Origin of the sequence: Micromonospora sp. DH13 (assembly GCF_020873825.1) — a bacterium.
Lineage (GTDB): Bacteria > Actinomycetota > Actinomycetes > Mycobacteriales > Micromonosporaceae > Micromonospora > Micromonospora haikouensis.
Genome location: NZ_JAHWGR010000019.1, coordinates 26101 through 51403 on the forward strand (window position 1 = coordinate 26101; position 25303 = coordinate 51403).

Here is a 25303-nt window from a genome sequence, read left to right on the forward strand (position 1 = left end):
CGGGCCGGCACGGCGACCCAGTGAGAGAGGAACGTCGATGAGCGAGCCGCTGCCGCCGGGCTCCGTGCAGTTCTACGACGGGTACCGCCCGGGCCTGGACGCGGGGACCTACGAGCTGTCCGCCGTGCAGAGCGTCGACGGCGTGGACACCGGAGCGTACTTCGGACCGCGCACCCAGACGTTCACCGTCGATGCCCCGCGCTTCGTGCTCGACGCCGGTGATGTCGGCGAGATGTACCCACCGGCGAACAGCTCCGGCGACTTCGGCGCCACCCTGCCCTCGATCGTCCTCAACCGGCGCACCCTGCCCTGGGAGCGGCACCTCGGCGCCGACTCGAGCGACCCTGCCGAGCCCTGGCTGGCGCTGCTGCTGCTGCGCTCCGACGAGCTGCCGCCCGGCCCGGCGCTGCACACGGGGACCGTCGCGCAGTTCCTGGACGCCTCCGACCCCCACGAACGTCCGCCGGCCATCGCCGCCGACAAGCTGTCGGCGCAGGTCCTCGCGACGCAGATGACCAGCCTGAGCCTGCACCGGCGGCTGTTCACCGCCATCGCACCGGCCGCCGGTGAGGCGCGGCTGCTGGCACACGTGCGGCGCACGGACACCGCGTCCCGCGCGGCCGGGCAGGCGGACCGGGACGGCTGGCACGCCGTCGTCGTCGCCAACCGCCGGCCCGCCCCGCCGCCCGGCAGCGGCGGCACCGGTTCAGCCCACCTCGCCTGCCTGGTCTCGCTCGAAGGCCACGCCGTCGACCTGCCGGGTGTTGGCGGCGCCCCGGCGGACGGTGGGGACGGTGGGGACGTCCGGCTGCGGCTGGCGGTGCTTGCCTCGTGGTCGTTCACCTCGAACCCGGCCGGCGGCGGTGACATCGGCCGGCTGCTGGCCGGGCTGGCCCCTGCCGTGTCCGCCGGGCCCGAGGCGCTCCTGCCGCGGATCCCGGTGCCGCCGTCCGCACCGCCGTCCGCGGCGCTGACCCGGCTTCGGCAGGGCTTCGCGGCGTTGGACTACCGGCTACCCACCGGTGAGCAGACCTTCGCCTGGTACCGGGGGCCGTTCACGCCGTACCCGGCACAGCCGCTGCCCGGTCCGACCGACGGCACCCCGCACTACGCGACCGCCTCCGAGGTGACCGTCTACTCGCAGTCCGACGGCGTCTTCGACGTCTCCTACGCGGTGGCGTTCGAGGCCGGCCGGCTCGCGGCGCTGGCCGACCGTGGCTTCGCCGTGGCGATGGTCAACGCCCGCCGCTCGGCGTTCCAGATCGTGGCCAAGCTCCAGGCGCGGGCGGGCTCGCCGCTGTTCGCCAACCTCAGGCCGGTGCTGCCGGTGCCGCCTGCTCCCACGCCGCCACCCGGTCCGGAGGTGAGCGCCGCCGACCTGCTCGCCGTCCACAGCCGCAACGCGTTCGGGGAACTGCTGGCCGGTGGCATGGGCGACCAGCTGACCTCGGTACTCACCGGCCCACCCGCACCGCCGAGCCCGCCGATGGTGGTGTCGCCGGGCACCGCCGCCGCAGCGGTCATCGCGGGCCTGCTGCCACCACCGTCGGCGCTGTACCTCGGCGGCGGTGGCTTCGATGAGGGCTTCGATGCGGCACACCTGTCTTCGGCCGAGCCGGTCGAGCCGGCCGAGCCGCCAGCCCCGCCGCGACCGTCCGACCCGGATCTGCCGACCGGCTTCATCCCCGGCCGACCCGGCTGGCCCGGCCGGGACGGGCTCGACCCGGTCGAGCAGCTGCGATACCTGCTCTCCCGCACCGACGTCCAGGACCTGCTCGCCGACCACGCGCGCGGCCCGGCCGCCGACCCGGCCACCGGCTGGCTGGCCGAACTGGCACTGCTGCACCGGATCCCGTTCCGGCACCTGATCCCGGACGAACGCATGCTCCCGGTCGAGTCGATGCGGTTCTTCTACCTCGACAGCGGCTGGATCGCGGCCCTGATCGACGGTGCGCTGAGCATCGGCGTCGAAGGCAGCCGCGACTTGGAGCTGCACCAGGCGATGAGCCGGCCGCTGGTCGAGATCGTCGCGGCGAAGGTGGGTGCGGTACGCGCGGACCACCGGAACCGGCCGGACCTGGCGGTACCCACCGGCGGGGCAGAGGCCGCCGGAACCGGTGCCTCCACGGCGGCCGGCCTGGCCACCCCGCCCACGCCCCCCACCCCGACCACACCGCAGGGGCCGCCCGGCTCCGGGGGCCTGCCGGACATCCCCGGCAGGCCGGACCGTCCCGACCCCGGCCCCGACGCCATCCCCCTGCCACAGCAGCGCACCGGACTTCTGCTGCGCTCGGCCGTGGTCGCCGGCTGGCCCGGCCTGGCCGTCGAGGCCAGCGCCGGCGGCCGGCCGGTGCCGCTGCTGCGGCTGGACCGGCTCTCCGACACCGTGCTGCTGGCGCTCTTCGACAGCGTGCCGGACACGGTGACGCTGACCGAACCCTGGCACGGCCTGCACTTCGGCTTCAGCGACGGCGGTGGCGAAGCTGGCGGTGGCGAAGGCAGTGGCGAGGGTGGCGGTGGCGGGCTGGTCCTGCGCCGGCCCGACGGCACCGAGCTGAACGCCCGGTTCCCGGCCGCCGGGCAGCCCGGCCTGCACGCCGCCTTCACCCGCCCGGGCGATCCGTCGGTCCTGCGGGTGCACGACCTCGCCGACGCCCTGCAGGCCCGGCTGGCGGAACTGCTGCCCGGCACCGAGGTACCGATGGGCCCCGCTCTGTTCGCCACCGAACTCCTCGCGTCGGCGCATCAGCTCACCCTCCACCACACCGCCCCAGCGCCGAGAGAGACGTGAGCCCGGTGGACACCACCCTGCTGGTCCCGATCCAGCTTCAGGCCCTCCAGGTCAACCCCGGCGTACGCGCCCAGGGCTTCCGGCGGTGGCGGATGGACTACACCCAGCTGCCCGGCTTCGGCTCGCCCGAACCCGACGCGTTCGCCGAGCCCCGGCTGGACTGGGCCGGTGACGCCGACAGCGACGGGGTTCACCTGCAGTGGGTCCTGCCCGCCGCGATGCGCACCGGGCACCACGACGCGGCGGACGGCACGACGGCCTATCCGCTGGCGCCGAACCGCTGGATGGTGGCCCGCAGCGCGACGCGAGTGGATCGGGCGCCCGGCGACCGGGTCCGGACCCGAGGGTGGGTCGTCGAGAGCGACTACCTCGGCCCGGACGGAGCCTCGCCGTACCTCGACCCGGCCGCCCGGACGCCGACGCCGACCCGGATCGGCCGGGTGCTGCCCCTGGCCGGCTGGCGCGAGCCGGCCGAGCGTCCGGCGCCGTTCCTGACCGCGGTCGCGCCCGGCAACATCACGTTCGCCGCCTATCAGCCGCACGCCGTCGGGGTGTTCTCGCTGCACGACCCGGCCGACGACGTCGAGGACGGGTCGACGCTGTCCTATGTGGTCGTCGGCTGGTACGCCGACCCCGCGTCGGACGTACTGGCCCCGGCACGGCAGCCCGCCGGCCTCGCCGCCCGGCTGGCCGAGCTGGGCTGGTCCGTCGGCCCGGACCCGGCCGGGCGCGTCGCCGACACGACCGTCTGCCACGGCGCGATCCGCGCCCTGACCTACTCGCGGACGTTCGCCGCGCCGCGCCCGGCCCCGGCCGCGCTGGCCGTCGGCAACACCTCCGTCGACGCCGTGTCCGCCCTCATCCGCGACCGGGCCGCCCGGCAACCCGACGCCGGACTCGACCCGGACCTGCTCGAAGCCTTCCAGTACGACCTGTTGCACACCCTCGACGAGCCGGACGGCCCAGCGCTGCTCGCCACCCGCATCCACGACGCCTGGTTCACGGCGCGCCCCGGCGGATCGGTGTGGCAGGTGGTCGCGGCGCAGCCCGACGGCGCCGGGCCGCCGGCAGAGCCGAGCACCGCCGACCCGGACTGGCTCGCCGAGCTGAACCGGGCGCAGGCCCGCTACGATCTTGCCGCCCGCCGGCTGGCCGCGCTGCAACGCGAGCTGTACGAGCTGTGGTGGAAGCGCGGCCGGTACAACGCCCTGCAATACCGTCCCGAGGGCCTGACCGACGACCGGTTCGCCGCAGAGCTCGACCCTGGCCGGCCGGAGAGCCTGGCTGGCCGCGTCGCGGCGTTGCGCCGGGAGGTCGAACGGGCCCGGACGGACGTGCCGTGGGGCGCCTCGCAGCAGGAGTTGGCGGCCGCGATGGACGCCTACACCGCGCGGCACCCACTGCCCCCGCACACCGTGCTCAAGCGCGCCGACCTGCCGTCGTTCCGCAGCGCGGCCGACCCGGTAGTGGTGATCGCGGGCGTGCGGGCGGGCACGTTCGACGAGAACCTCGGCACCGGCGCGGACGGGCTACTGCCGTGCCGCTTCGCCGGTCAGCTGGTCACGGCGCTGACCCTGCCGCTGGCCGGGCTGGTCGGTCCGGACGGCCGGCTGCCGGACGGCTCGGCGCCCGGTCCGATCCCGCCGCCCGGGGTGCAGATCCCGGTGAACGCGAGCGACGTCGCGGGCGCGCCGGGGATCGTGCCCCTCACCGACCAACACGGCGGGGTCCCGGTGGCGGCGGCGTTCGTCGCCCTCCAAGCGGAGGCGTACCTCCTCGACCCGGCCCACGCCGCCGAGGTCGCCGCCATCGCCGCCGAGCGTGTAGGGCTGCCATGGGCGACGGCCGAGCTGACCACCGCCGCCGAGCAGCTCATGGCGGCCGGCTCCGGTGTGACCGGGACACTGCCGGCGATCCTGCCGCAGCGCTGGTCGCAGCCCTGGGCACCGCTGTTCCTGGAATGGCAGACGACCTACTACCCACTGCCGCTGGACACCCTGTGGACCTTCGACGGGACCTCGTACGACGCGAGCTGGCCCACCGGCTGGACGTACCCCGGACCTGGACCGGGGCAGAAGCCCGGGCGCCCGTTCAGCATCAGCGGCCGCAGCCTGCTGACACCGCAGCCCTCGGCCACCTTCAAGGCCCGCCTGGACACCTACCTGACCACGCTGCCGGAGCCCACGCGGACCGCGCTGTCGTCCTTCGCCGCCTCCGTCGACTCGTGGGACCTGCTGTCCCAGGCCCTGAGCGGCTTCAACGAGCAGCTGGCCCTGCGTAGTCCGGCGAGCCTGCGCACCCCGGACGCCGCCGACGTGGACCCGGCGACCGGCCTGAGCATCGCCGAGCTGATCGGCGGCGGCGGTGTCGCGATGCCGATGGTCGACGGGCCGGTGACCTACGGCCCGCCCGAGCCCGGCGGATTCCAGGCCCTGCGCGCCGGTCAGTTCGCCTTCGCGCAGGTCAGGGTGGTCGACCGGTTCGGGCAAAGCATCGACGTGTACGACGGGAGGCTTGCCGACGCGCTCACCCCGACGATCGCGGAGGGGATGGTGCCGCAGCAGTCGATCGACACCGGGGTGGCGACGTTCATCCAGCTGCCGCCACGGCTGCTGGAGCCGGCGCGGCTCGACGTCGGCTTCGCACCGGCCGGACCGGGTCAACCTAGCCGGCCGGGCGGGGACGCCCGGGTCGCCGGCGACGTGGTGTGCGCCTGGATCGTGCCCAGCCCGCTCGACGAGGCCCTCGCCTGCTATGCCCCGGACGGCACCGCCCTGGGCGAGCTGACCGAGACGGCCGGCCTGACCGGGCCGCAGATCTCGTGGCTGCCCGCCCCGGGCTCGGCCTGCCCCACCCTCGACTTGCTCACCGGGGACTTCCCGGTGCTGGGCGGTTTCCTGCGCGGCCTGACCGTCGCCGGCCCGGCGGCCTTCGCCGACCTGCTGCGCACGGTCGACGCCACGCTGTGGACCATCGACCCGCCCGGCGGCGGCGACGAGACCTACCTGGCGGCCCTGGCCGGCCGTCCGCTGGCACTGGTCTGCGCCACGCTGCACGGCAGGTCGGCCCGGCCGCCGCGCACCGACCCGCAGTGGCCGCGCACTTTCGACCCGGTCCCGTCGCCGGTGTCCGCCCACGTCTTCCCGGTGCGGGTCGGCGACGCCGCGCTGCGCGGCGACGGCCTGATCGGCTACCTTTCCTACCCGGACGGCGGATACTTCCAGGCGGCCTACCGACCGTCCGGCCTGACCACCGACTACGTCCGGCCGATCGACCCGGACTCGTTCCCGGCGGTCAGGTTCGATGACGCGGAGCGCACCGACCTCATCGTGCTGATGGATCCCCGGCTGCCCGTCCACCTGGTCACCGACATCCTGCCGGTGACGACCCTGACCCTGCCGCAACGCCTGGTCGCCGACGCGCTGGCGGCGATGGCGCTGACCGTTCGCTTCGGCCCGCTGCTGACCGACCTGCAAGCCTCTGCCGCAGGGCCCGCGATCGTGCTTCCCCGGCCTCCGCAGGTCGGCGGCACCTGGTCCTGGTCGGAACGCGACGGCGCCGACGTCACCACCTTCGACATCGCCCCGGCCGACGGCGCCGCCCGCTTCCCCGGCACCCCGCCGGCAGTACGCAGTGGCTGGCTGCGGCTGCACGGCGGGAGACGCCCGCCGCAGTAGCGACGGGCACGGCCTCTCGGCTCTTCCTGGAACCGAGCGGGGAGGACTGAGTCTGCGGACGATCGGTGACTGCTGGCCTGAGGGCGCTGGACCTTGCTGCCCAGCGCCCTCACCTGCCGAGATTTCTCACAACCGGCTCACGGACGGTCGGGGACGGGCTGGCATAGGTCAGGAGTCACCTGGCCATTGACCTGCACATCCGTCACGGTGTGGCATCGTCTGGCAGGTGCCGACAGATCGGCTGGATCTCTGGGGGTCAAGGGGTCGTCGGTTCGAATCCGGCCGTCCCGACAAACGAAATCCCTGACCAGCGGAAACCCTGGTCAGGGATTTTGCTTTCGTCTATGGAGTTTTGAACCGCCCCCCGAAAACCCCCCGATTACCCGGGGCGGCAACCAGGTTTGTCATCCATGGTCATCGTGGTGAGCCCCGGGCGTGGGGCGTCCGTTCCGGTCGGCGCCAAGGCGTTCGAGGACGTCGGAGACGTCCGGTGCTGGGACTGCGTAGTGGCCTGGGTGTGGTCCGTTGGACAGGACGTCGATCCTGTCCGGGAAGGACCACGTCATGGCAGACAAGAAGAACACGGTTTCACGTCCGCAGCCCTCGGCGGCCGAAGCGGAGTTCGCGCAGCAGTTGGTGGAGCGGGCCAAGGCCGACGGGGTGTCGTTGGTCGGGCCGGGTGGGCTCCTCGCGGGGACCACCCGCACCGTGCTCGAATCGGCCCTCGACGCCGAACTGGACGCCCATCTCGACGAGGCCGGTGTCGACGAGACGACGGCGCGGGCTTCTGCGTGTCGCTGCTCTCTGCGATGCTTCGTTCGCGTTTCGTGTCGATGGTGGAGGGTGGTGGCGCGGCGGTGATGGGGCGTTCTCACGCGTTGTCCGGGGCGGTGGTGTGGCTGGGCGGCTGCGCGGTGGCGGCCGGGCTGGAGGCGCGGCCGGCGGTGGGCACTGTGGTAGTCGGCGCGGCTGTCACCGCTGGTGGGGCGCTGCTGCCGGACGTCGACCATCCCGGTTCGGTCGTCGCCCGGTCGCTGGGTCCGGTGACCCGGCTGGTCGCCCAGGGCGCGGCGGCGGGCGCGGCGGCGCTGCGCGGGGCCTCCTGCCGCTGCTGCGTGGGCAGGGGCGGGCACCGAGCGGTCACGCACACGCTGCTGTTCGCGGTTGCCGCCGGCCTGCTGGTGTCGCTGGCGTGTTGGGTCGGCGGGGACGTCGCCGCGGCGGTGGTCGCCGGGCTGGCCGCGGCGCTGGCCGCGCGTGGGGTCCTGCGCAGGCGCACCCGTGGCGCGTACGGGGCGGCGGCGGCCGGGCTGTTCGTCGGGGTGATGGCCGCTGCGCTGCCTGGCCCGGTCGCCGGATGGTGGTGGGTCGGTCTGCCACTGGGCTTGGGCTGTCTGGTGCACTCCCTCGGTGACGCGTTGACCTTCAGCCGGGTGCCGCTGCTGTGGCCGATCCGGATCCGGGGCTGCCGGTGGGCGCCGCTGGGCATGTGGGCCCCGCTGCGCTTCCGCACCGGCTCGGCCGCCGAACTGCTCCTGGTCGTGCCCGCCCTGATCGTGTTGGGCGGAATCAGCGCCTGGACCCTGATCGCGCCGTAGCCACTGCCGCTCCGCGCCACTGGCCCGAGACACGCTTCGAACTGGCCTGCCCGACTGGCAGGGTCGGGTGATGCAACCGGCTTGTAATCGCGATTCCGCGCGCGATCGTCGTTACGGTTTGTGAGGGGATCCTGTGGTCCAGCCGGGGTTGATGCGGTGGAGTTGGGCGTCCTGGTGGTCTGCGAGGTGTGTCAGTAGGGGCAGGGCGACGAACCGGCAGAAGAACTGCAGCTCGCTGTCTTGTCCGGTTCCGGTGACGCTGTGTCTCCAACTGTCGGAGGTATTGGCGTGGGCTCGGACGTGGAAGACGTGGGCCCACACGTTGCTCTCGTCGACGTCCCCGACCCGCAGGCGTCGGCCGACGCTCTTGTCCCGACCGATCTCGCCGACTCGGGGTCGCGCCGCCGACGTTTGGGCGTTCCCGGATCCAGACCTGCTCATGCCCTGATGATTCCCCGGCACACCGACGAGGCGAAGCAGCTCTTCGAGCTGGAGAGCCGGTTCGCCAAGCGGGACCCGTTCCCGGCGGACCCGGGCCGCGACACCGAGGCCAAGATGGTGGAGTTCCTCCGGGTGGCCCGGAACATGCCGCACAAGCCGCTGGTGATCGCCCACCACACCTCCCGCTCGGCGACCGGGCTCGGGGTGTACGGGCAGGATCTCCCGCACGAGTTCCGCAACGGCAACGACGCGGCCCCGGACGTGTACGTCGGTTTCGAGTGCGCCCCGGGCCACCAGGCGGGCCCGCTCAACGGCAGCGCGCGGGGCGGTTACGGCAACCACCCCACCTACGGCGGCTACGACCAGGCAACCGCCCGGGTCGGCGGGCTGTGGGACGCGCTGCTCGGCGAGGGGCGGCGCTGGTGGAACACCGCGATCTCCGACTCGCACGTGCACTGGACCCGGGGCGGCAGCGACTTCCGGCCGGGTGAGTACAGCAAGACCTACGTGCTGTGACCGGCCCGAGCGCCGACCGGGACGCCGACACCAACCCGACCACCGCCGCGGTGGCCCGCTTCGGTCCGCGCGACTGGCGGCAGCAGGGTGCCCAGTACGTCATCCGGCACACCCTGCGCGACGTCGGGGCCGACAGCTACCTGCGGGTACGTGGCACCAGCACCGACGAGGCCGAGCCGCTGGCCGACGGGCTGGAGAGCCCGTGGAGCGATCTGTGGTTCTACTCCAACCCGGTGTTCGTCCGGGTGCGCTGATCGACCGGTCCCGGCCCGCCGTCGGTGGGCCGGGACCGCCGGCACCGGGAAGCCGGGTCCACGGTGGACGCGCAGACTCGCCACCAAACGCCCACATTAGGCCGGGTGTGTGGCAGTTGACGAATCGTGTACCGGCCGCCGGTTGTGAATCTTGACCACCCGAAAGCGCAGGTCATACGCTCCGGGCACCCTTGATTCATTTCCCGGGAAGGGAAACGGGACACCATGCGAACTGCCCCATTCCGCTCCACATTGCATTCCCGTAAACGGCTGGCGAGCGCCACCGCAATCGTACTACTGGCCGGAATGACCCCTCTGGTGGTCGGCCCCTCGGCCGCCGCCGCGCCCCCGACAACCTGTAGTACCGATCCCACCGACCGGTTGGCCTCGGTGCCCAGTCCGGAGAGCTACCTCGGCTTCCCGCTCGGCACCGGCCAGGAACGGGTGGTCACCAACGAGGAGGTGCGGGGCTACCTCGACGCCGTGGACACCGCTTCCAAGCGGGTCGTCACCGGCGTGATGGGCACCAGCGTGCTCGGCCAGCCGCTGCCGTACGCGATCGTGTCGAACGAGCGCAACGTGCGGCCGGCCGTGCTCAAGGGCATCGCCGAGGACGTCCGCTCGCTGCGCGACCCCCGGGTGGTTAACCAGCAGCAGGCCGGGGAGATCGCCGAGGCGGCGCCGGCGATCGTCTGGGTCACCGCCAACGTGCACGGCGGCGAGAAGAGCGGCACCGACGCCGCCCTCAAGACGCTGTACGAGCTGGCCGCCGGGCTCTCCTGCGAGGTCCAGCAGCGCAACGACAATCTGATCACGATCATCGTGCCGACGCAGAACCCGGACGGCCGCGACGCCAGCCGCCGGCAGAACGAGTACGGCTTCGACATGAACCGGGACTGGTTCGCCCGGACCCAGCAGGAGACCGACGGCAAGCTCGAACTGATGCGCAGGTATCCGCCGCAGGTCTTCATCGACGCGCACGAGATGGGCGGCAGGCAGTACTTCTTCCCGCCCAACGCCGACCCGATCCACCACGAGATCTCCGGCGAGGCGGTCGACTGGATCAACCGGATCGGTGAGGCCAACAAGGCCGGCTTCGGCTACAACGGCGCGTGCGGCGGCGCGGTGACCACCGAGTGCTACTTCAACTACTCCACCTACGACCTGTTCTTCATGGGGTACGGCGACACGGTGCCGGCCGCCGGCTTCGGGGCCGCCGGCATGACCTTCGAGAAGGGCAGCTCGTCGGCCGTGGCCGACCGGGTGCAGCAGCAGTTCCACACCCAGTGGTCGACGCTGGGCTGGGCTGCGGCGCACAAGCGTGAGGTGCTCAACGGCTGGTTCAAGGTCTGGAAGGACGCCCTCGCCCAGGGGCGGGCCGGCACGCTGGAGCCCAACGAGGTGGTCCAGCCGACCAACACCGTCCAGTTCCCGGTGCCGGCGCAGACCGTCCGGTCGTACTTCCTGCTGCCCGACCGGCAGCTCGCCGACGCCCGGCAGCTCGTCGAGCGGCTGCGCCGGATGGACGTCGAGGTCTACCAGGTCCGCAAGGCCGTCAAGCTGCCCAGCGCGAAGCTCTTCGGTGGCCGGTCGGCGACCAACCTGACCGTGCCGGTCGGGTCGTACTGGATTCCGATGAACCAGCCCCAGAAGCACTGGATCCAGGCGATCATGGGTGAGGACCCGTACACGCCGTTCCCGTACTTCTATGACGTGTCGTCGTGGAGCAACCCGCTGCTGATGGGCGTGAACGCCGTCTACACCGGCGCGGACGTCAAGCCCAACGCGGAGCTGATCGACAAGATCCAGAACACCGGTGGCGGCAAGATCCTGGCCGCGCCGCCGTTGAAGGGCTCCTACACCTACGAGCTGGACTCCGCCGCCGCGGCCGAGTTCACCTTCACCCTGCTGGGCCGGGGCGTGAACCTGGTCCGGGACCTCGACGACGGCCAGGTGGGGATGCCGGCCGGCGCGTTGACGCCGGAGCTGAACACCACGGCCAAGAAGTTGGGGGTGACCCTCACCCCGTACACCACGGCGGCCGTCGGCACCCCGATCAGCCGGCCGGACGTCGGCCTGTTCCAGGGCACCGGCATCTCCACCACCTCCGGCTCGCACGGCGAGGCCCGGTACGTGCTGGGTAAGCGGTGGGGCCTGGATCTCACCCCGGTCACCACCGCCGACATCAACGACAACACTCCCGCCTTCACCGGCCGGACGGTGCTGCTGGTGCCGGACGGCAGCAACGCGACAGGTGGGCTGACCGCGACCGGGCAGGCCAACCTGCGCAACTGGATCGCCCAGGGCCACACCTACCTGGGCCTGCGCAACGAGGGCACCCGGATGGCCCGCGCCGCCGGTCTCACCTCGACCACCGAGAAGCCGAAGCCGACCGGCTACACGGTGATCGGCTCGCACCTGCGGGTCGACGTGGACGCCGACAGCCCGGTCGGGCTGGGCCGGCCGGCGGAGGACTTCGAGTTCAACAACAACGACCCGATCCTCACCCCGAGCAGCACCGGCCGCAACGTGCTGCGCTACCCGAGCGGGGACACCTTCTGGGCCAACGGTTACACGGTGCAGGGTGACGCGCTCAAGGACACGGTCGCGGTGGTGGACGAGCCGACCGGCGCCGGTCGGGCGGTGCTGTTCGCGTTCAACCCGCTGTTCCGGGCGTACAACGAGAGTGGCCTGCACCTGGTGGCCAACGCGCTGCTGTACCCGAGCAGCGGCACGGCCGCCCGGACCGCGCCGGTCCAGGTCGACCCGGACCGCGCCGCCGCGGCGGCCACCCCGGTCGCCGAGAACCTCGGCGGCGAGTGGCGGCCGTTCACCATCCAGGTGGCGGCCGACGACCTGGCCCGCACCGAGGCGGTCGTCGACCGGTACACCGACACCGCGCGGGTCTCGGTGGCACACGGCTCGGCGTACCTGGTGATCCCGAACCCGGAGGGTCTCCAGATCGACGAGCACCCGTTCCTGGGTGACCTGGTGCGGACCCTGCGGGCCGAACAGATCCCGCTGCGTTCCGTGGTGGGCTGACACCGGCGGGTGGGGGCGGCACCGGCGGGTGCCGCCCCCACCCACCCCGCGCGGAGCCGGGCGGGCTGCGTCGGCTAGGAACGGTGCATGCCCCGCTACCTGCTGTTCCCGGCCGACATCACCTGCTGACCCGGTTCCAGGCCGACTATCTGCACCGGCTCGCCACCGCCGGTCACCACGACGCGCCGGACGGCGGGCCGACCGCGCCACCCCCGACGGCGGGCCGACCGCCACCTCCGGCGATGAGGAGACGGTGGTCTGGGCGGTCACCTCGGCCAACCACGAGAACACCGCCGCCCCCGGCTTCTCGGGCCGGGGGCGGCTTGCCGCACGCCGCCGGACAGCCGCGCGCCCACCGCGCAGCCGTGCCAGCCACCCGCCCGTGCGGGGGATGACGCGGCCAGGTCCTTGCTGGTGGCCACGTCGCGCGAGAGACCCCCGCGTCTGCGGGGACGACACCGCCAGGCACGCCCACACCACGCCGGACTGCGGGAGGCCCTCGCGCGTGCGGGACGTCATCACCATCTGAGAAGCAGTGTGGCTACGCAAGCACCAGTTGGCCGAGTTCCTGGGTGCAGCGGGTGAGTGCCACGTAGAGGCCGTTCCAGCCGCGTGGTTCGGCGGTGATGCCGTCGGGGTCGACGAGGAGGGTCGCGTCCCATTCGAGGCCCTTGGACTGGGCCGCGGACAGCACCGGCACGTCGTCATCCACCGTGGCCTGCAGTTCGGCGATGCGACCGACCGGCGCGACGACGCCGACCGTGCCACCGCGCCATCGCTCGCGCAGTTCGCGCACGGCTTCGGCGACCGCGTCGCTGAGCTCGGCGGGCATCACCGTGCGCTCCCAGGGCGAGATGCCGGAGGCGCGTACGGCCCGGGGCGGCGCATGGTGGCTGCCGGCTCGCTGCAGGACCGGTGCGGTGAGCTCCATGACCTCGCGCGGCGTCCGGTAGCAGATGGTGAGCTCCGCAGGGGTCCAGCGGTCGCCGAGAACGGCCTGCACCGCCTGGGCCCAGCTGGTGTGCCGGTGCGCCGCCTCCGCCTGGTCGATGTCGCCGACCGCGGTGATGGAGCGGCTGGGACACCGCCGCACGACCATGTGCCACTGCATCTCGGACAGCTCCTGCGCCTCGTCGACGGCGACGTGGCCGTACACCCAGCCGCGCTGCCGGCGGGCGCGGTCGGCGACGAACTCGCCCTGTTGCTGCGGGGCGTCGCTGTCGCCGAGCAGGTCGGCGACAGCGTCGAGCAGGGGGATGTCGCTCGACGCCCACGGCGCGGGCTCGACCACGACGGCGGCGATCTCCGCCGCGGACAGCTGCGGGGCGAACCGGGCCAGCAGGTCACCGTCGGCCAGGAGGTCGCGCAGCAGGGTCTCGGCGTCCAGGGTGGGCCACCAGGCCTCGACGAACCGGGCGATGGCCGCGTTCTCCGCGATGCGCTGGCGAAGGCTGTCCACCTCCTCATCGGAGAGCAGGCCGTCGACGTCGCTGCCGGCGGCGGCACCGGGGTCGTAGTGCATGCTCCGGTCGACGCGGGCCAGGATGTCCTCGAAGCCCTCCTCCATCTCGTTCATCAGCGCCGCACGCTGATCGACGACGGCTTCGGCCAGGATGTGGTGCAGCTGCTCGGCGAAGACCCGGCGAGCCGGATGGTACGGGCGTCCGCGCACCGCGGCGAGCGCCTGTGCCACCGTCGCGGCGGGAATGACGTAGAACTCGCCCTCCCAGCGCAGCTTGAGGTCGCGGGCCCGGGGCAGCAGCGACGCGACATAGTCCTCGAGCGCGGGCTGCCAGAGGGCGCGGCCCTTGATCTCGGCGAGCGCCCGGCTCTCGTCGCGGCCCACGCTGACCCCGGGCAGCAGGGTGTCGCAGGTCGCCGCGACGACAGCTGTCTCACCGAGCGCGGGCAGCACCTGGCCGATGTACTCCAGGAACCGCGGGGAGGGGCCGAGGACCAGGACCGCCTGCTCGGCCATCGTCGGATGGGCGAAGAGCAGGTAGGCGACGCGGTGCAGGGCCACCACGGTCTTGCCGGTGCCGGGGCCGCCCTGCACGACCAGCGGGCCGCTCGCCTCGGCCCGGATGATGTCGTCCTGCTCGCGTTGCAGCGTGGAGATCGCCGTGGACATGCGGCCGGTGCGCCGCTGGTCCAGGGCCGCCAGGAGGGCGCCCTCGCCGACGAGATCCGTCGTGATGGTCCCGTCGAGGGGCTCGTCGTCCACGCCGACGACGGCCGATCCCGTCGTACGGATGTGCCGGCGCCGGGCCAGGCCTTGCGGGTCGACGGCGGTCGCGGTGTAGAACGGCCGCGCCGCCGGGGCGCGCCAGTCCACCAGCAGTGGCTCGTCGTCCTCGCCGCCCTCGTCGTCGCGGAGGCCAACCCGACCGATGTGCCGCACGGTGCCGTCCAGCCCGTCTAGGCGGCCGAAGACCAGCCCTTCGGTTGCGCGGCGCAGATCGTCGTACTGCTGGCGGAGCATGCGCAGCCGCGCCTGCTCCAGCGCGTCCAGAGCCTCCACCGAGAGCCCGGCCAGCAGGTGGTCGGCAAGCTTGTCGCGCCGGGCCGTGGCCTGGTCGAGAAACACCTGTTCCTCGGCGATCGCGGCGGACGCCGTGTTGTTGTCCAGAGCAGAATCCCGGCGCATTCGCGAATCCTCGTGTTGGCATCGGATCGTCGGTATTTCGCGGCCAGCATAGGGGCAGTTTTTCCGGGCCGCCCATGATCACTGCCGACGGAGGCAAGAGTCTCACTGCCTTGCGATCGACGCCTGGTTGTGGCCTCGATAATCGTGGTGCGCCGCACGTATACCCCGATCGGGCTGACGTTGTAGCCACTCGATCGGTATACCGATCACGTGAATCATCTGTCGAGGATTGAGCCGTCCAATCGTTATTGCCGGAGACAGCAATGGAAGGTCCCATGAGCGTGCGAGCGCCCTCGCCGTCGGCGCCCTCTGCGCCACCGGCGTCGGATGCTTGATCCTTGCCGGCGCCGCCGCGGGGGCCCTCGCGTCAGGAACCGGCTACATGGTCGACGTCTCCCGGGGTGATCAGGAGTTCTCCTGGAGCGGCCTGGCCGGAACGATGATCGAGGGTGGTCTCGACGGTGCCGCGTCGGCTGGTCTCGGGCGGCTCGGGGGAGCGCTCGGGACCCGGGCGCTCGGCAGGGCGGCCGGCCGGCTGCCGAGCCTGGGCAGTCGGATGCCTGGCGGCAGCGGGGTGAAGGCTGTTGGGGGCTCTTCGGCCCGTGCCGCCGCGACCAGGAGCGGCGGGGGCCGGGGCGGGAGCGGTGGCGGTGGTTCGTCGGTGCGTACGGTCGATCGGTCCTCAGGTGGTGGCTCGCCGTCGGCGGGTTCGGGTCGTCGGCAGGAGAACTGCCACAGCTTCGACCCGTCGACCCGGGTGCTGCTCGCCGACGGCAGCGGCCGCCCCATCTCCGCGCTCAACACCGGCGACAAGGTGGTGGGTGCGCCCTGGTCGCCGAGGCCGACCCAGCCGACGGTGGAAACGGTGTGCCGGTTCAGGATTCTCCTCCCTGACTTCGCGGTCTGACGGCCGATCAGCTCAGGTACTGCTCGGAGGCCGTCCAGAGCCGGTCGGCCGCCTCGGGGTCAAGGGCGTATCTCGCGACCGTGGTGACGAGAACCCGGGCGTCGGCGGGACGCTCGTCGACGGGGACGGCCTCGGTGTTGTCGTTGAAGTACCGCCCGCCGATGCCTTCCAGCAGGGGGGACACCGCGGCGAAGATGCTGGTCGCCGCGCCCTGATGAACGTCCTTCTGCTGATCCTGCGGGGTGGCCAGCTTGCCGCCGATGTGCCGCTGCAGACCGGTTCTGATCGCGCCGGGATTGACGGCGTTGACGAGGATGCCGTCACCGGCCCAGCGTTGGGTGGCGCCGACGGCGAACAGGATCCCGGCGGTCTTCGACTGTGCGTACGCCGACAACGGGTCGTAGACCCGGAACCGGTAGTCGATGTCGTCGAAGACGACCGGGCCGAACAGATGGCCGGAGGAGCTGACATTGACGACGCGGGCGCCGTCCGGCGCGGCGGCCAGGGCGGCATGCAGACGCGTGGTGAGATCGAAGTGGCCGAGATGGTTCGTCGCGAACTGCATCTCGCGGCCGTCGGCGTTGCGGGTGAGTTCCTGGATCATCATGACTCCGGCGTTGTTGATCAGTAGGTCGAGCGGCCCGGTCCAGGCATCGGCGAAGGCGGCCACGGACGCGCGGTCGGTGAGCTCGAGCTCGGCGGCGTGCACGTTCGGGTGGCCGGTGTCGGCCTTGATGTCCTCCGCGATCCTGGTCGCGGCGTCGAGCCGCCGAGCCGCGATCGTGACCTCGGCGCCTCGCCGGGCGAGGGTGCGGACCGTCTCGACGCCGATGCCGGACGCGCCCCCGGTGACGATCGCCCGCCTGCCGGTGAGGTCGATGCCCGCGCTGACCTCGTCGGCGGTATTCTCCCTGGTGAAAGGGCTGATGATGGACGTGCTCACGAGTTCCCTCCTGGTGGCGCCGACGGATTCCGGCCACTCCGGGAGCGGCGCCGATCACATGGTGCAACGGGTCCGGGACCTGATCGGAGGCCCCCGTGAGGCAGGGCCCTGTCAGGACCAGGATGAGGATCCGGGTCCGAGTGCCTGCTGCGGTGGGAAGTCGGCGGTCACGCCGCGCAGCGGACTACGGTCGGTGGGTGGACGGTAGGAAACGGCTCGGGGCATACCTGAAAGCGCGTCGCCAGCTCGTCACGCCGGAGGAGGTGGATCTGCCCCGGGGCAGCCGGCGCCGGGTGCCCGGCCTGCGACGCGAGGAACTGGCCCTGCTTGCCGGGATCAGCCCGGACTACTACCTCCGCCTTGAGCAGGGCCGCGACCACAACCCGTCCCCGCAAGTGCTGGACGCGCTCGCCTCGGTCCTCCGCCTCGACGCCGACGCCACCGGTTACCTGCACCAGCTCGCCCGGGCCACCGCCGCTCGCCCCGCCCGCCGGGAGACGGAGGAACGAGTGCCGCCCGGGGTGGCCGAGCTGATTGAACAGCTGACCGTGCCGACCTTCGTTCAGGGGCGCTTCATGGACGTCCTCGCCGCGAACCCCCTGGCCCGGGCGTTGTCTCCGCAGTACCGGCCCGGCGTGAACCTGCTCCGGGCGGTGTTCCTCGATCCCCGGGACAGGCAATTGCACCAGGACTGGGACAGGGCGACGGCGGAATCGGTGGCCGGGCTGCGGGCTGCGGCCGGCGTCGACCTCGACGATCCACGGCTCGACGAACTCGTCGACGAGCTGTGCCGGCGAAGCGACCGGTTTCGCCGGCTGTGGGCCCGACAGGATGTGCGGCCCAAGGTCGGCGGCTTCAGCCACATGCTCCACCCGGTCGTGGGGCCGCTGAAGCTGCGACACGAGAAGTTCACGGTGAACGGCGCCGACGGCCAGCTCATGGTGATGTACCACGCCGAACCCGGCTCTCCGTCACACGCCGCGCTCCGCCGCTTGGAGGAGCCGGGAGCAAGATAGGCGTGGCCCGCTCGTACCGCTGGTGGTCTACCGCTGCGCGAATGCGGATCCGGCGCGTATCGCGCGGCGTCGGCCCGGTGGCGGTCGGCGAGTGTGTCGGCCAGATCGCCTCCGCCGAGGTTCGCCAACTGCGCGGTATGCATGACGAGATCGGCCAGCGCGGGAGCGGGATCGCTCCGCAGGGCACCGACGTCCACGGGCGCGCCGCGATGACTCCGGTGATCTCCCGGTTCGATCGGATCGGCGATCCGGCCGCTGGTGGCCGACAGCTGCAGGTGGGTGTGACGCCTCGACGACGTCATCGGACGTGTGGCGCAGTGTGGGCGCATTGAAGGGCAACGCCGGGTAGGCCGCGCGGCCGTCCTCATCAGGTGGCAGTGAGCGTCTCGGCCAGTCCGACAGCGGTCGACTGCAGCAGCAGTTGGAGCCGGGGACGGAAGTCGAAGGCGACGTGGCCCCATTCCGGCACCTGCTCGTACAGCGCTGCGAGGGTGGGAGTGGGGTGCGACACCTGCCAGAAGTTGGCGGCGAAGGCGAGTGTGGCCGCCAGCAGCGCCTGGATCTGGTCGACGGTCATGCTGCTCGCCCGGTCCAGGGCGGCCACGATCTCGTCGTAGGCGGCGAAGGCCCTGGTCTTGTACTGCCGGGCGCGCTCGATGTCGACGTCGCCTTCCAGGCTCAGCGTCACGTGGGTCAGCAGGTCGCAGAACACCGGCAGGGACGCGATGGTGTCGGCCAGCACCAGAGCCACCTCGCGCGGCCCGAGGCCGTCGCTGTCGCGCACCTTGTCGGTGATCGCGGCGCTCCACTGCTGCCAGCCGCGTTCGGCCAGCTCGAGAAGCAACTCCTCCTTGCTGGCGTAGTAGCGCCGCACACCCGTGCGGTGCAGGCCGGCTCGCTCGGTGACCGGGGCCAGCGTCACGAACCGGACGCCACCCCGCTCGAGGGCCACCGCTTCGGCGGCCACCAGCAAATCCTCGGAACGACGCTGCTTGTCGTCGATCGACCGTGCCCGCTGACGCATGACCCCACCATAACGCACCTTGCGCTGCGCTACGCCAGGTGCATATGCTGACACCGCTTAACGCATCACAAGGTGCGTTAAGCAGGGAGGGTCATCATGAGGGTCGTACAGGTCACTGAGTTCGGCGACGCGAAGGTCCTGGCGCTCACGGAGCTGCCGGACCCCGAGCCCGGGCCCGGCCAGGTGGCGATCGACGTGACCCACGCCGCGGTCGGGCTGATCGACGTCTACCTCCGGCAGGGCCTGTACGACGGTGTGCCTGGCCTGCCGCAGCCGCCGTACGTTCCTGGCCTCGAGGTCGCCGGTACGGTCCGGGCCCTCGGCGAGGGCGTCACCGATCTGACGATCGGGGAGAAGGTGGTTACCCTGTCGGCGTCGGCCACCGGCGGCTACGCATCGGTGTATGTCAGCGACCGGGCCAGGGTGCTGTCGACCCAGGCCTACGACCTCGACCCCGCGCTGGCGGTGGCCGTCGTGCCCAACGCGCTGATGGCCCATGTCGCCCTCACCGGCCCGATCCAGCTGCACCCGGGGGAGCGGGTCCTGGTGCACGGGGCGTTCGGCGCGCTCGCGGCGGCGTTCCCCGGTGTCGCCAAGCAGCTCGGGGCGTCCCGGGTGGTCGGCACCGTGCGCGGTGATCGGGTGGCCGCGGCGACCGCCAGCAGGCTGCCGTACGACCAGATCGTCGACTCGGCCGCCATGCTGAGCGTCCTCGACGACGAGAAGTTCGACGTGATCGTCGACCCGGTCGGCGGGCAGGTCCGCACCGAGAGCCTGCAACTGCTCGCCCCGGGCGGCCGGCTGCTGCTGGTCGGCAACGCCAGCGGCGAGTGGGAGCACGGCGTCAACGGCAACACGATCTGGCAGGGCAACGTCATCGTGGCCGGCTTCAACGCCGGTGGCTACCTGCCGGCGCACCCGGAAGCCGTCCCCGCCGCCGCAGCCGCCGCCCTGACCGCCGCGTCCTCCGGGCTCGCCGACACCGAGATCGAGTTGCTGCCCCTCGCGGAGGCGGCGACCGCTCACCAGCGGCTGCAAGAGCACACGGCCCAGGGCCGCGTCGTCCTCGTCCCGTAAGACCGCTGCACGCCTCGGCCCCCGCACCGCCTCGTCCGAATCAACAGGAGACCATCGTGAGCACCCGCCCCAAGAATGATTTCGTCACGAAACTGGCCGGTCGGCTCGGACAGCGGATGCTGAAGCTTCCGCCGGCCGTCACCCGCGAGGTGACGGTGGAACGGGACATCCCGATCACGGTCGAGGACGGCGTCACCCTGCTCGCCGACCACTGGGCGCCCGCGGGCTCCGCCGGCATTCCGCTGGAGCAGCTGCCCACCGTGGTGGTGCGGACCGCGTACGGGCCGGGTGGTCCTCTGGGGTGGATGTACGGCCGGGCCATCGCCGAGCGCGGCATGCATGTGCTGATGGTGCGCAGCCGGGGCACGTTCGGCTCCGGTGGCACGTTCCTGGCCATGCGGCACGAGCGGGAGGACGGGCTGGCCACCTTGCGCTGGCTGGCGGACCAGCCGTGGGCCAGGGGCGGCGTGGTACTGGCCGGCTCCAGCTACTTCGGTTACACCCAGTGGGCGGTCGCCGCTGAGGCGCCGGTGCAGGTCAAGGCGATGGTTCCGCACATCACGTCGTCGCGGCTGGCGCTGACCCTGCTACGTCCCGGTCGTTTCGAGCTCGACACGCTGACCAACTGGGTGTGGAACACCGAGACGCAGGAGCGACCGCGGGCGTTGCTGCGGTCCATGCTGGGCCTGGACCGCAAGCGCGTCGCCGCGGCGATGAACACGCTCCCGTTGACCGGTGTGGACAAGGCGCTGCTCGGTCGCGAGTCGCCGTTCTTCCAGGAGACGGTGCGTTACGACCAGAACGACCCGTACTGGAAGGACGAGGACCACAGCGGCGCCGTCGGTGACGTGACCGTGCCGGTCAGTTCGATCACCGGGTGGTACGACATCTTCCTGACCGACCAGCTGCGCGACTTCCAGGCCCTGGCCGCCGCCGGCCGCAACCCCCGGCTGACCGTCGGCCCGTGGTGGCATGCCGACCCCGTCGGCATGGGCGCCGCGATCGAGCAGGTGGTCGATTGGGGGGCCGCGCTCGCGCGGGGAGAGCAGCCAGCCGACCGGGCGCCGGTGCGGTTGTTCGTGATGGGTGTCGGCCAGTGGCGTGACTTCGACCAGTGGCCGCCGGCGGGGTACCCGCGGCAGCGCTGGCACCTGCGCTCCGGCGGCGCGCTGGAGCGGGGTGTGAACCCGGCCTCGCCGCCGAGCACCTTCACCTACGACCCGAACGACCCGACCCCGTCGGTGGGCGGGCCGAAGCTGGACGGTAACGGTCCCGGCCCCAAGGACAACCGGTCGCTGGAGAAGCGGGCGGACGTGCTGACCTTCACCTCACCGGTGCTCGAGTCCGACCTGGAGGTTGTCGGGCAGGTCACGGCGCAGGTGTGGCTGCGCGCCGACCGGCCCAGCAATGACCTGTTCGTCCGGCTGTGCGACGTCGACGAGCGCGGCAAGTCGATCAACGTGTGCGACGACCTGGTCACCGTTCGGCCCGACGGCACGACCGAGGTGACCGTGGAGCTGTCCCCCACCGCGTACGTCTTCCGGCGCGGTCACCGCCTGCGCGTTCAGGTGTCCGCCGGGGCGTTTCCCCGGTTCGCCCGCAACCTCGGCGGGGACGAGCCGGTCGCGACCGCCACGACCGCCCACGTCACCCACCTCGAGATCCTGCACGATGGCGTTCACCCCTCCGCGATCCTGTTGCCGGCGAAGGCCTGACCCGGCCCTCAGCCGGTGGTCTCGCGTGCCTGGCTCGCGCACGGACCGGTCGGACGCGCCGGGCTCGCGTTCACCGTCCGCACCGGCGTGGCAGGCGTCCGCAGCCCCGGCGGGAAAAGACTGCGGACCGTGACGGCCACCGCCGTAGGCGACGATCTCGGTCGCGCCCACACGGCCCGCAGCCTCGCCGGTGCGGAACTGATGCGGGGCCGTGCGGACTCCGCGGCGCGGTTGCTCCGCCAGTCCCCAGACCCCCGCGTCAGGGGTCGGCGTGACTCCGACCGGCCTCCTTGACCCTCCCCCGGAGGGAGACCTGATGGTTGGGGCATGGAGATGCGCTCGAAGCGGGCAACGGCGTTGAACTGGGACGATCTGCCGGCGGCGATCACGGGGTTCCTTCCCACGCATGAGGCCCGGGAGGCGGACGCCGCCGTCGGCGCGTTCGCCGCGGACGCGGTGGTGACGGATGAGGGCCGTAGCCACCGGGGTGCGGCGGAGATCCGGAACTGGCTGGTCAACGGGGGAAGTGAGTACACGTACACCACGGAGTTCGTCGCCGTCAGCTGGAGGCCAGGCGGAACACCGGCCACCCGAGTTCGGTCCGCCACCGCTCGGAGTGCCGCGTGTCGCGCAACGTGGAGGCATCGGCCTGCTCCGCCGGGTCCGCTCCGTTGGCGGCCAGGTATGCGAGATAGTCGAGCGGTGTCCGGTCGAAGACGGCCCTGGATGTTGACGGCGACTGCAGGCTCCGAATCGAGCAGGCCAACATCGCCCGGTAATCCTCCGATGACGGTGGGAGAGCGAAGTCGTACCCCTGCTCTTCCAGGAGGTAATACGGCTCGTCGACCATGACGTGGCCCGGCAGGCGCGCACACAGCGCTTCGGCCAGGGTGGTCTTTCCGATCCCATGCGTCCCGGAGATCGCGACCCTCATCCGCGCTACCACCCTTCGACGAATCTCGGCGATCATAGGCTCGCAGCAGCACGGTTGAACCTTCGTACCGGCACGACGATGTCGAGGCGGAGCATCCGGTCGCTACGGCCGGAGGTGGCCCGGTGCTTGTCGGGCGGGATGGCCGCGACCAACGAGTTCCTCGACGGTGCCTTGGTCGAGGAACTCGACTGGGCATGCCATGCACTTACCGCGTTGGCGGAATTCCGGCTCGACCGGCAGGAGCCGCAAGATGTGGACGAAGGCATTCTGAGGGAGATCAGCTTGGCGAGGCACCAACTGCCACGAGAGTGGGAGGGGCGATGTCTGGGCACCTGGCGCGCAATCTGAGCCGAACGCTCTGCCGGGAGTTCGTCGATCCGGTTATGGCAGAGCATCGCCTGGTAAGCGGGGCGGGACACGTCTACCGCCGGGTCGAAGACGACGGGGATGCTCTCGTCGTGGAGTTCCAGCGTTCCTCATCGTCGACGAGGAACGCGTATCTCTTCTACGTCAACGTGGCTGTCGTGCCGTATCCGTGGTTGCTGCACAGGCGAGGCGATTCGACGGCGACCGACGCCGAATTGCCGGAAGTGACGGAGGGCTTGGTCCGCACCCGGTTGGCCAAGCCGAACTCGCTCTGGGCGTTGCCGCGTGAGGAGATGCTCCGCATCCTGACCAGTGGCAGGGTCCCCGCGGGGATCGACTCCGGCGATCACTCCCTGTGGTCGATCGATTCCCCTCAGGCGGTGGTGGAGAAGGGGGCGACGCTGCGCACCTTGTTGGCGGAGAAGGTCGCGGAGTTCGCTCCGCTGCTGGACCGCGGCGTTCTCAAGGAGCGGCTCCGGTCGGGCGCCACGCTGCCAGGTGACTGTCCCCGCGATGCAGCGCTCGCTGTCCTGCTCGCCGATGAAGGGCCCAGCGCAGAGTTGGATGGTGTGCTGAGCCGCTTGGGCGACCCCGACTTCTCGTCCTTCGTCGACTGGGTACGACGGTACGCAGCCAGAGCCGAGTCTCGGTGATGGAGGCAGGGGCGCGGCTTGCAGGCCGCGCCCCTGCGCCACGATGACCGCCCCCGGGCTGCGGGGAGGATCGGCTTTGGTGTTGGCGCCTTCGGGGCCGCCGTCGTGGAAGAGGTGACCACCGCGCCCACCGTCGTCTGCGCGGCTCTGGTTCGTCGACTTCTACGGCCCTCAGGTCTGGTCCATGCGGGAGGACGGCGCTGATCTGCGGGCCGAGGCCGACGTGCCAGGGCAACCCTCCGGACTGGGCTGGCTCCCCGACGGACGCATGTTGGTCGTATCGATGCGCGACCGCAAGGTGCTCCGCAAGGAGCCGGGCGGAACGCTGGTCGTGCATGCCGATCTGGCCGGTCACGCCACCGGGCACGCCAACGACCTGGTCGTGGACAGCCACGGCCGCGCGTTCGTCGGCAACTTCGGCTTCGATCTCATGGCCGATGATCCGCTACGACCGGCCGGGCTGCACCGCGTGGATCCCGACGGCTACGTCACGCAGGTGGCCGACGACCTGTGGTTTCCCAACGGCAGCGTCATCACCCCCGACAACGTGCTTCTCGTGGTGGAGACGTTCGGCAACCGGGTCACCGCCTTCGACATCTCCGACGACGGGGACCTCAGCGGCCGGCGGCCGTGGGCGACGTTCGGGCCCCTCCCGGTCGGCCACCGGCTCGACCATGTGCTGGCCGAGCTGCAGGTCGCTGGCGACGGTGCCTGCCTCGACGCGACGGGCGGGCTGTGGATCGCCGATGCGGTCGGCAGCCGGCTCGTGCGGGTGGTCGAGGGCGGCACGATCACCGACGAGATCCGGCCCGGCTCGCCGGTGTACGCCTGCGCCCTCGGCGGTGCCGCAGGGATGACACTGTTCGCCTGCGCGGCACCTGACTTCCACGAGAAGGCTCGCAGGTCGGCCCGCGAGGGCCGCATGCTGGCAGTGCGGGTCGCTGTTCCAGGGTGCACACCGTGATGACCGCATTGAGACGACCGGTTGGCTGACGGAAGGTCTCCGGCAGTCCTGCGGTCAGCCGGTCACGCTGCCCGGATGTTCGCTGCCAGCGGGGCCCACCCGCTCTCTCAAAGCGGGGGGAACTCGAGCGAGGCGAGGATGAGTTCCCGTGCGGTGTGGACCGTGGCCGAGTAGGTGGCCGGGTCCCGGCCGATGCGTTCTGCGCCCGCGCGCATGACGCCGGAGAGCAGCTCCACCGTGAGGTGCACGTCGCCGACATCGCGGAACTCGCCGCGTTCGATGCCGTCCTGTACGACGTTCTCGACCTCGACGACGATCGCGTGGAACGGGCTGTCCGGCCCCTTGGGTAGGTCGACGAACGGCGGACCGGAGCCGGGCCGGAACATCAGCTGCAGGATCTGGTCCTGGAACGCGGTCAGGACGGTCTCGATGATCTCCCGCATCCGATCCGCAGCCGGTTCGGTGGAACGTGTGGCGATCGTGGCCACCCGTTCGACCGTGGGCTGGCCCACCCGCTGGGTCAGTGCCAGGACCAGCGCTGTCTGGTCGCGGGCGTAGTTGTACAGCGTGTTGCGCGCGAGCCCGGCCCGGGTCGCGATGTGGCCCATGTTGATCGAGTCGTAGTCGCGTTCGAGTAGTAGCTGCCGCATCGCCTCGGCGAGATCGGCCCAGACCATCTCGTGGTGTTCCCCGATGCTGGTTCCCCGGATCCGCGGCATTCGGTCATCCTTCCCTACG

General features: G+C 71.7%; 17 protein-coding genes and 2 pseudogenes. 14 read left to right on the forward strand and 5 right to left on the reverse strand.

Annotated elements, in window-relative coordinates; translation table 11 throughout:
• Nucleotides 1-37 precede the first annotated feature (37 nt).
• The 7 genes from LPA42_RS18945 to LPA42_RS18975 all read left to right on the forward strand — a co-directional run bounded on the left by LPA42_RS18945 (nt 38) and on the right by LPA42_RS18975 (nt 12319).
• Nucleotides 38-2791, forward strand: coding sequence for a hypothetical protein (locus LPA42_RS18945; RefSeq protein WP_228986727.1), 2754 nt, complete (start codon nt 38-40; stop codon nt 2789-2791).
• 5 nt (nt 2792-2796) lie between these two features.
• The gene (locus LPA42_RS18950; RefSeq protein ID WP_144082774.1) at nt 2797-6468 is read left to right on the forward strand and encodes a hypothetical protein; all 3672 of its coding nucleotides are present in this window, start codon (nt 2797-2799) and stop codon (nt 6466-6468) included.
• Between the two features lie 564 nt (nt 6469-7032).
• Entirely contained in the window at nt 7033-7329 is a 297-nt protein-coding gene (locus LPA42_RS18955; RefSeq protein WP_228986728.1) for a hypothetical protein, read from the forward strand.
• Entirely contained in the window at nt 7260-8066 is an 807-nt protein-coding gene (locus LPA42_RS18960) for a metal-dependent hydrolase (protein WP_228986729.1), read from the forward strand. Before LPA42_RS18955 ends, LPA42_RS18960 begins: the two co-directional genes overlap by 70 nt.
• 447 nt (nt 8067-8513) lie before the next feature.
• Nucleotides 8514-9023: a hypothetical protein gene (locus LPA42_RS18965; RefSeq protein ID WP_198956723.1), complete on the forward strand. Its 510-nt coding sequence runs from the start codon at nt 8514-8516 to the stop codon at nt 9021-9023.
• Nucleotides 9020-9277 carry a hypothetical protein gene (locus LPA42_RS18970; RefSeq protein WP_198956724.1) on the forward strand — a complete coding sequence of 86 codons (258 nt, stop codon included), beginning with the start codon at nt 9020-9022 and terminating at the stop codon, nt 9275-9277. The genes LPA42_RS18965 and LPA42_RS18970 overlap by 4 nt, the downstream gene beginning before the upstream one ends.
• Nucleotides 9278-9667: 390 nt before the next feature.
• Nucleotides 9668-12319, forward strand: coding sequence for a M14 family zinc carboxypeptidase (locus LPA42_RS18975; RefSeq protein ID WP_228986730.1), 2652 nt, complete (start codon nt 9668-9670; stop codon nt 12317-12319).
• 541 nt (nt 12320-12860) lie between these two features.
• Here the strand turns inward: LPA42_RS18975 and LPA42_RS18980 are convergent.
• On the reverse strand, nt 12861-14966 hold the full coding sequence (locus LPA42_RS18980) for a UvrD-helicase domain-containing protein (protein WP_077939602.1): 2106 nt from the start codon (nt 14964-14966) through the stop codon (nt 12861-12863).
• Between the two features lie 661 nt (nt 14967-15627).
• Between LPA42_RS18980 and LPA42_RS18985 the strand changes: the two genes are divergently transcribed.
• Nucleotides 15628-15873, forward strand: a complete 246-nt coding sequence (locus tag LPA42_RS18985) for a hypothetical protein (protein ID WP_141722295.1) — start codon at nt 15628-15630, stop codon at nt 15871-15873.
• 7 nt (nt 15874-15880) lie between these two features.
• On the opposite strand, the gene LPA42_RS18990 is transcribed toward LPA42_RS18985, so the two are convergent.
• On the reverse strand, nt 15881-16816 hold the full coding sequence (locus LPA42_RS18990; RefSeq protein WP_077939604.1) for an SDR family NAD(P)-dependent oxidoreductase: 936 nt from the start codon (nt 16814-16816) through the stop codon (nt 15881-15883).
• 197 nt (nt 16817-17013) lie between these two features.
• On the opposite strand from LPA42_RS18990, the gene LPA42_RS18995 reads away from it, so the two are divergent.
• Both LPA42_RS18995 and LPA42_RS19000 read left to right on the forward strand, forming a co-directional pair.
• On the forward strand, nt 17014-17832 hold the full coding sequence (locus tag LPA42_RS18995) for a helix-turn-helix domain-containing protein (protein WP_077939605.1): 819 nt from the start codon (nt 17014-17016) through the stop codon (nt 17830-17832).
• Between the two features lie 41 nt (nt 17833-17873).
• Nucleotides 17874-18164: a hypothetical protein gene (locus tag LPA42_RS19000; protein ID WP_144082775.1), complete on the forward strand. Its 291-nt coding sequence runs from the start codon at nt 17874-17876 to the stop codon at nt 18162-18164.
• Nucleotides 18165-18199: 35 nt separating this feature from the next.
• On the opposite strand, the gene LPA42_RS19005 is transcribed toward LPA42_RS19000, so the two are convergent.
• Nucleotides 18200-18856 carry a TetR family transcriptional regulator gene (locus LPA42_RS19005; protein WP_198956726.1) on the reverse strand — a complete coding sequence of 219 codons (657 nt, stop codon included), beginning with the start codon at nt 18854-18856 and terminating at the stop codon, nt 18200-18202.
• 96 nt (nt 18857-18952) lie between these two features.
• Between LPA42_RS19005 and LPA42_RS19010 the strand changes: the two genes are divergently transcribed.
• Nucleotides 18953-19933, forward strand: coding sequence for a zinc-binding dehydrogenase (locus LPA42_RS19010; protein WP_077939606.1), 981 nt, complete (start codon nt 18953-18955; stop codon nt 19931-19933).
• A gap of 56 nt (nt 19934-19989) precedes the next feature.
• Nucleotides 19990-21648 (forward strand): CocE/NonD family hydrolase, encoded by a 1659-nt coding sequence (locus tag LPA42_RS19015; RefSeq protein WP_198956727.1) that lies wholly within the window; start codon nt 19990-19992, stop codon nt 21646-21648.
• 631 nt (nt 21649-22279) lie between these two features.
• Here LPA42_RS19015 and LPA42_RS19020 read toward each other — a convergent pair.
• Nucleotides 22280-22582: pseudogene (locus LPA42_RS19020) on the reverse strand (AAA family ATPase); the annotation flags it as partial.
• A 320-nt stretch (nt 22583-22902) separates the two neighbouring features.
• Here LPA42_RS19020 and LPA42_RS19025 point away from each other — a divergent pair.
• Nucleotides 22903-23601, forward strand: a complete 699-nt coding sequence (locus LPA42_RS19025; RefSeq protein WP_158229479.1) for a DUF4304 domain-containing protein — start codon at nt 22903-22905, stop codon at nt 23599-23601.
• Nucleotides 23602-23749: 148 nt separating this feature from the next.
• A pseudogene (locus LPA42_RS19030) lies at nt 23750-24565 on the forward strand (SMP-30/gluconolactonase/LRE family protein); the annotation flags it as partial.
• Between the two features lie 107 nt (nt 24566-24672).
• Here LPA42_RS19030 and LPA42_RS19035 read toward each other — a convergent pair.
• Entirely contained in the window at nt 24673-25284 is a 612-nt protein-coding gene (locus LPA42_RS19035; protein ID WP_077939610.1) for a TetR/AcrR family transcriptional regulator, read from the reverse strand.
• Between the last annotated feature and the right edge of the window lie 19 nt (nt 25285-25303).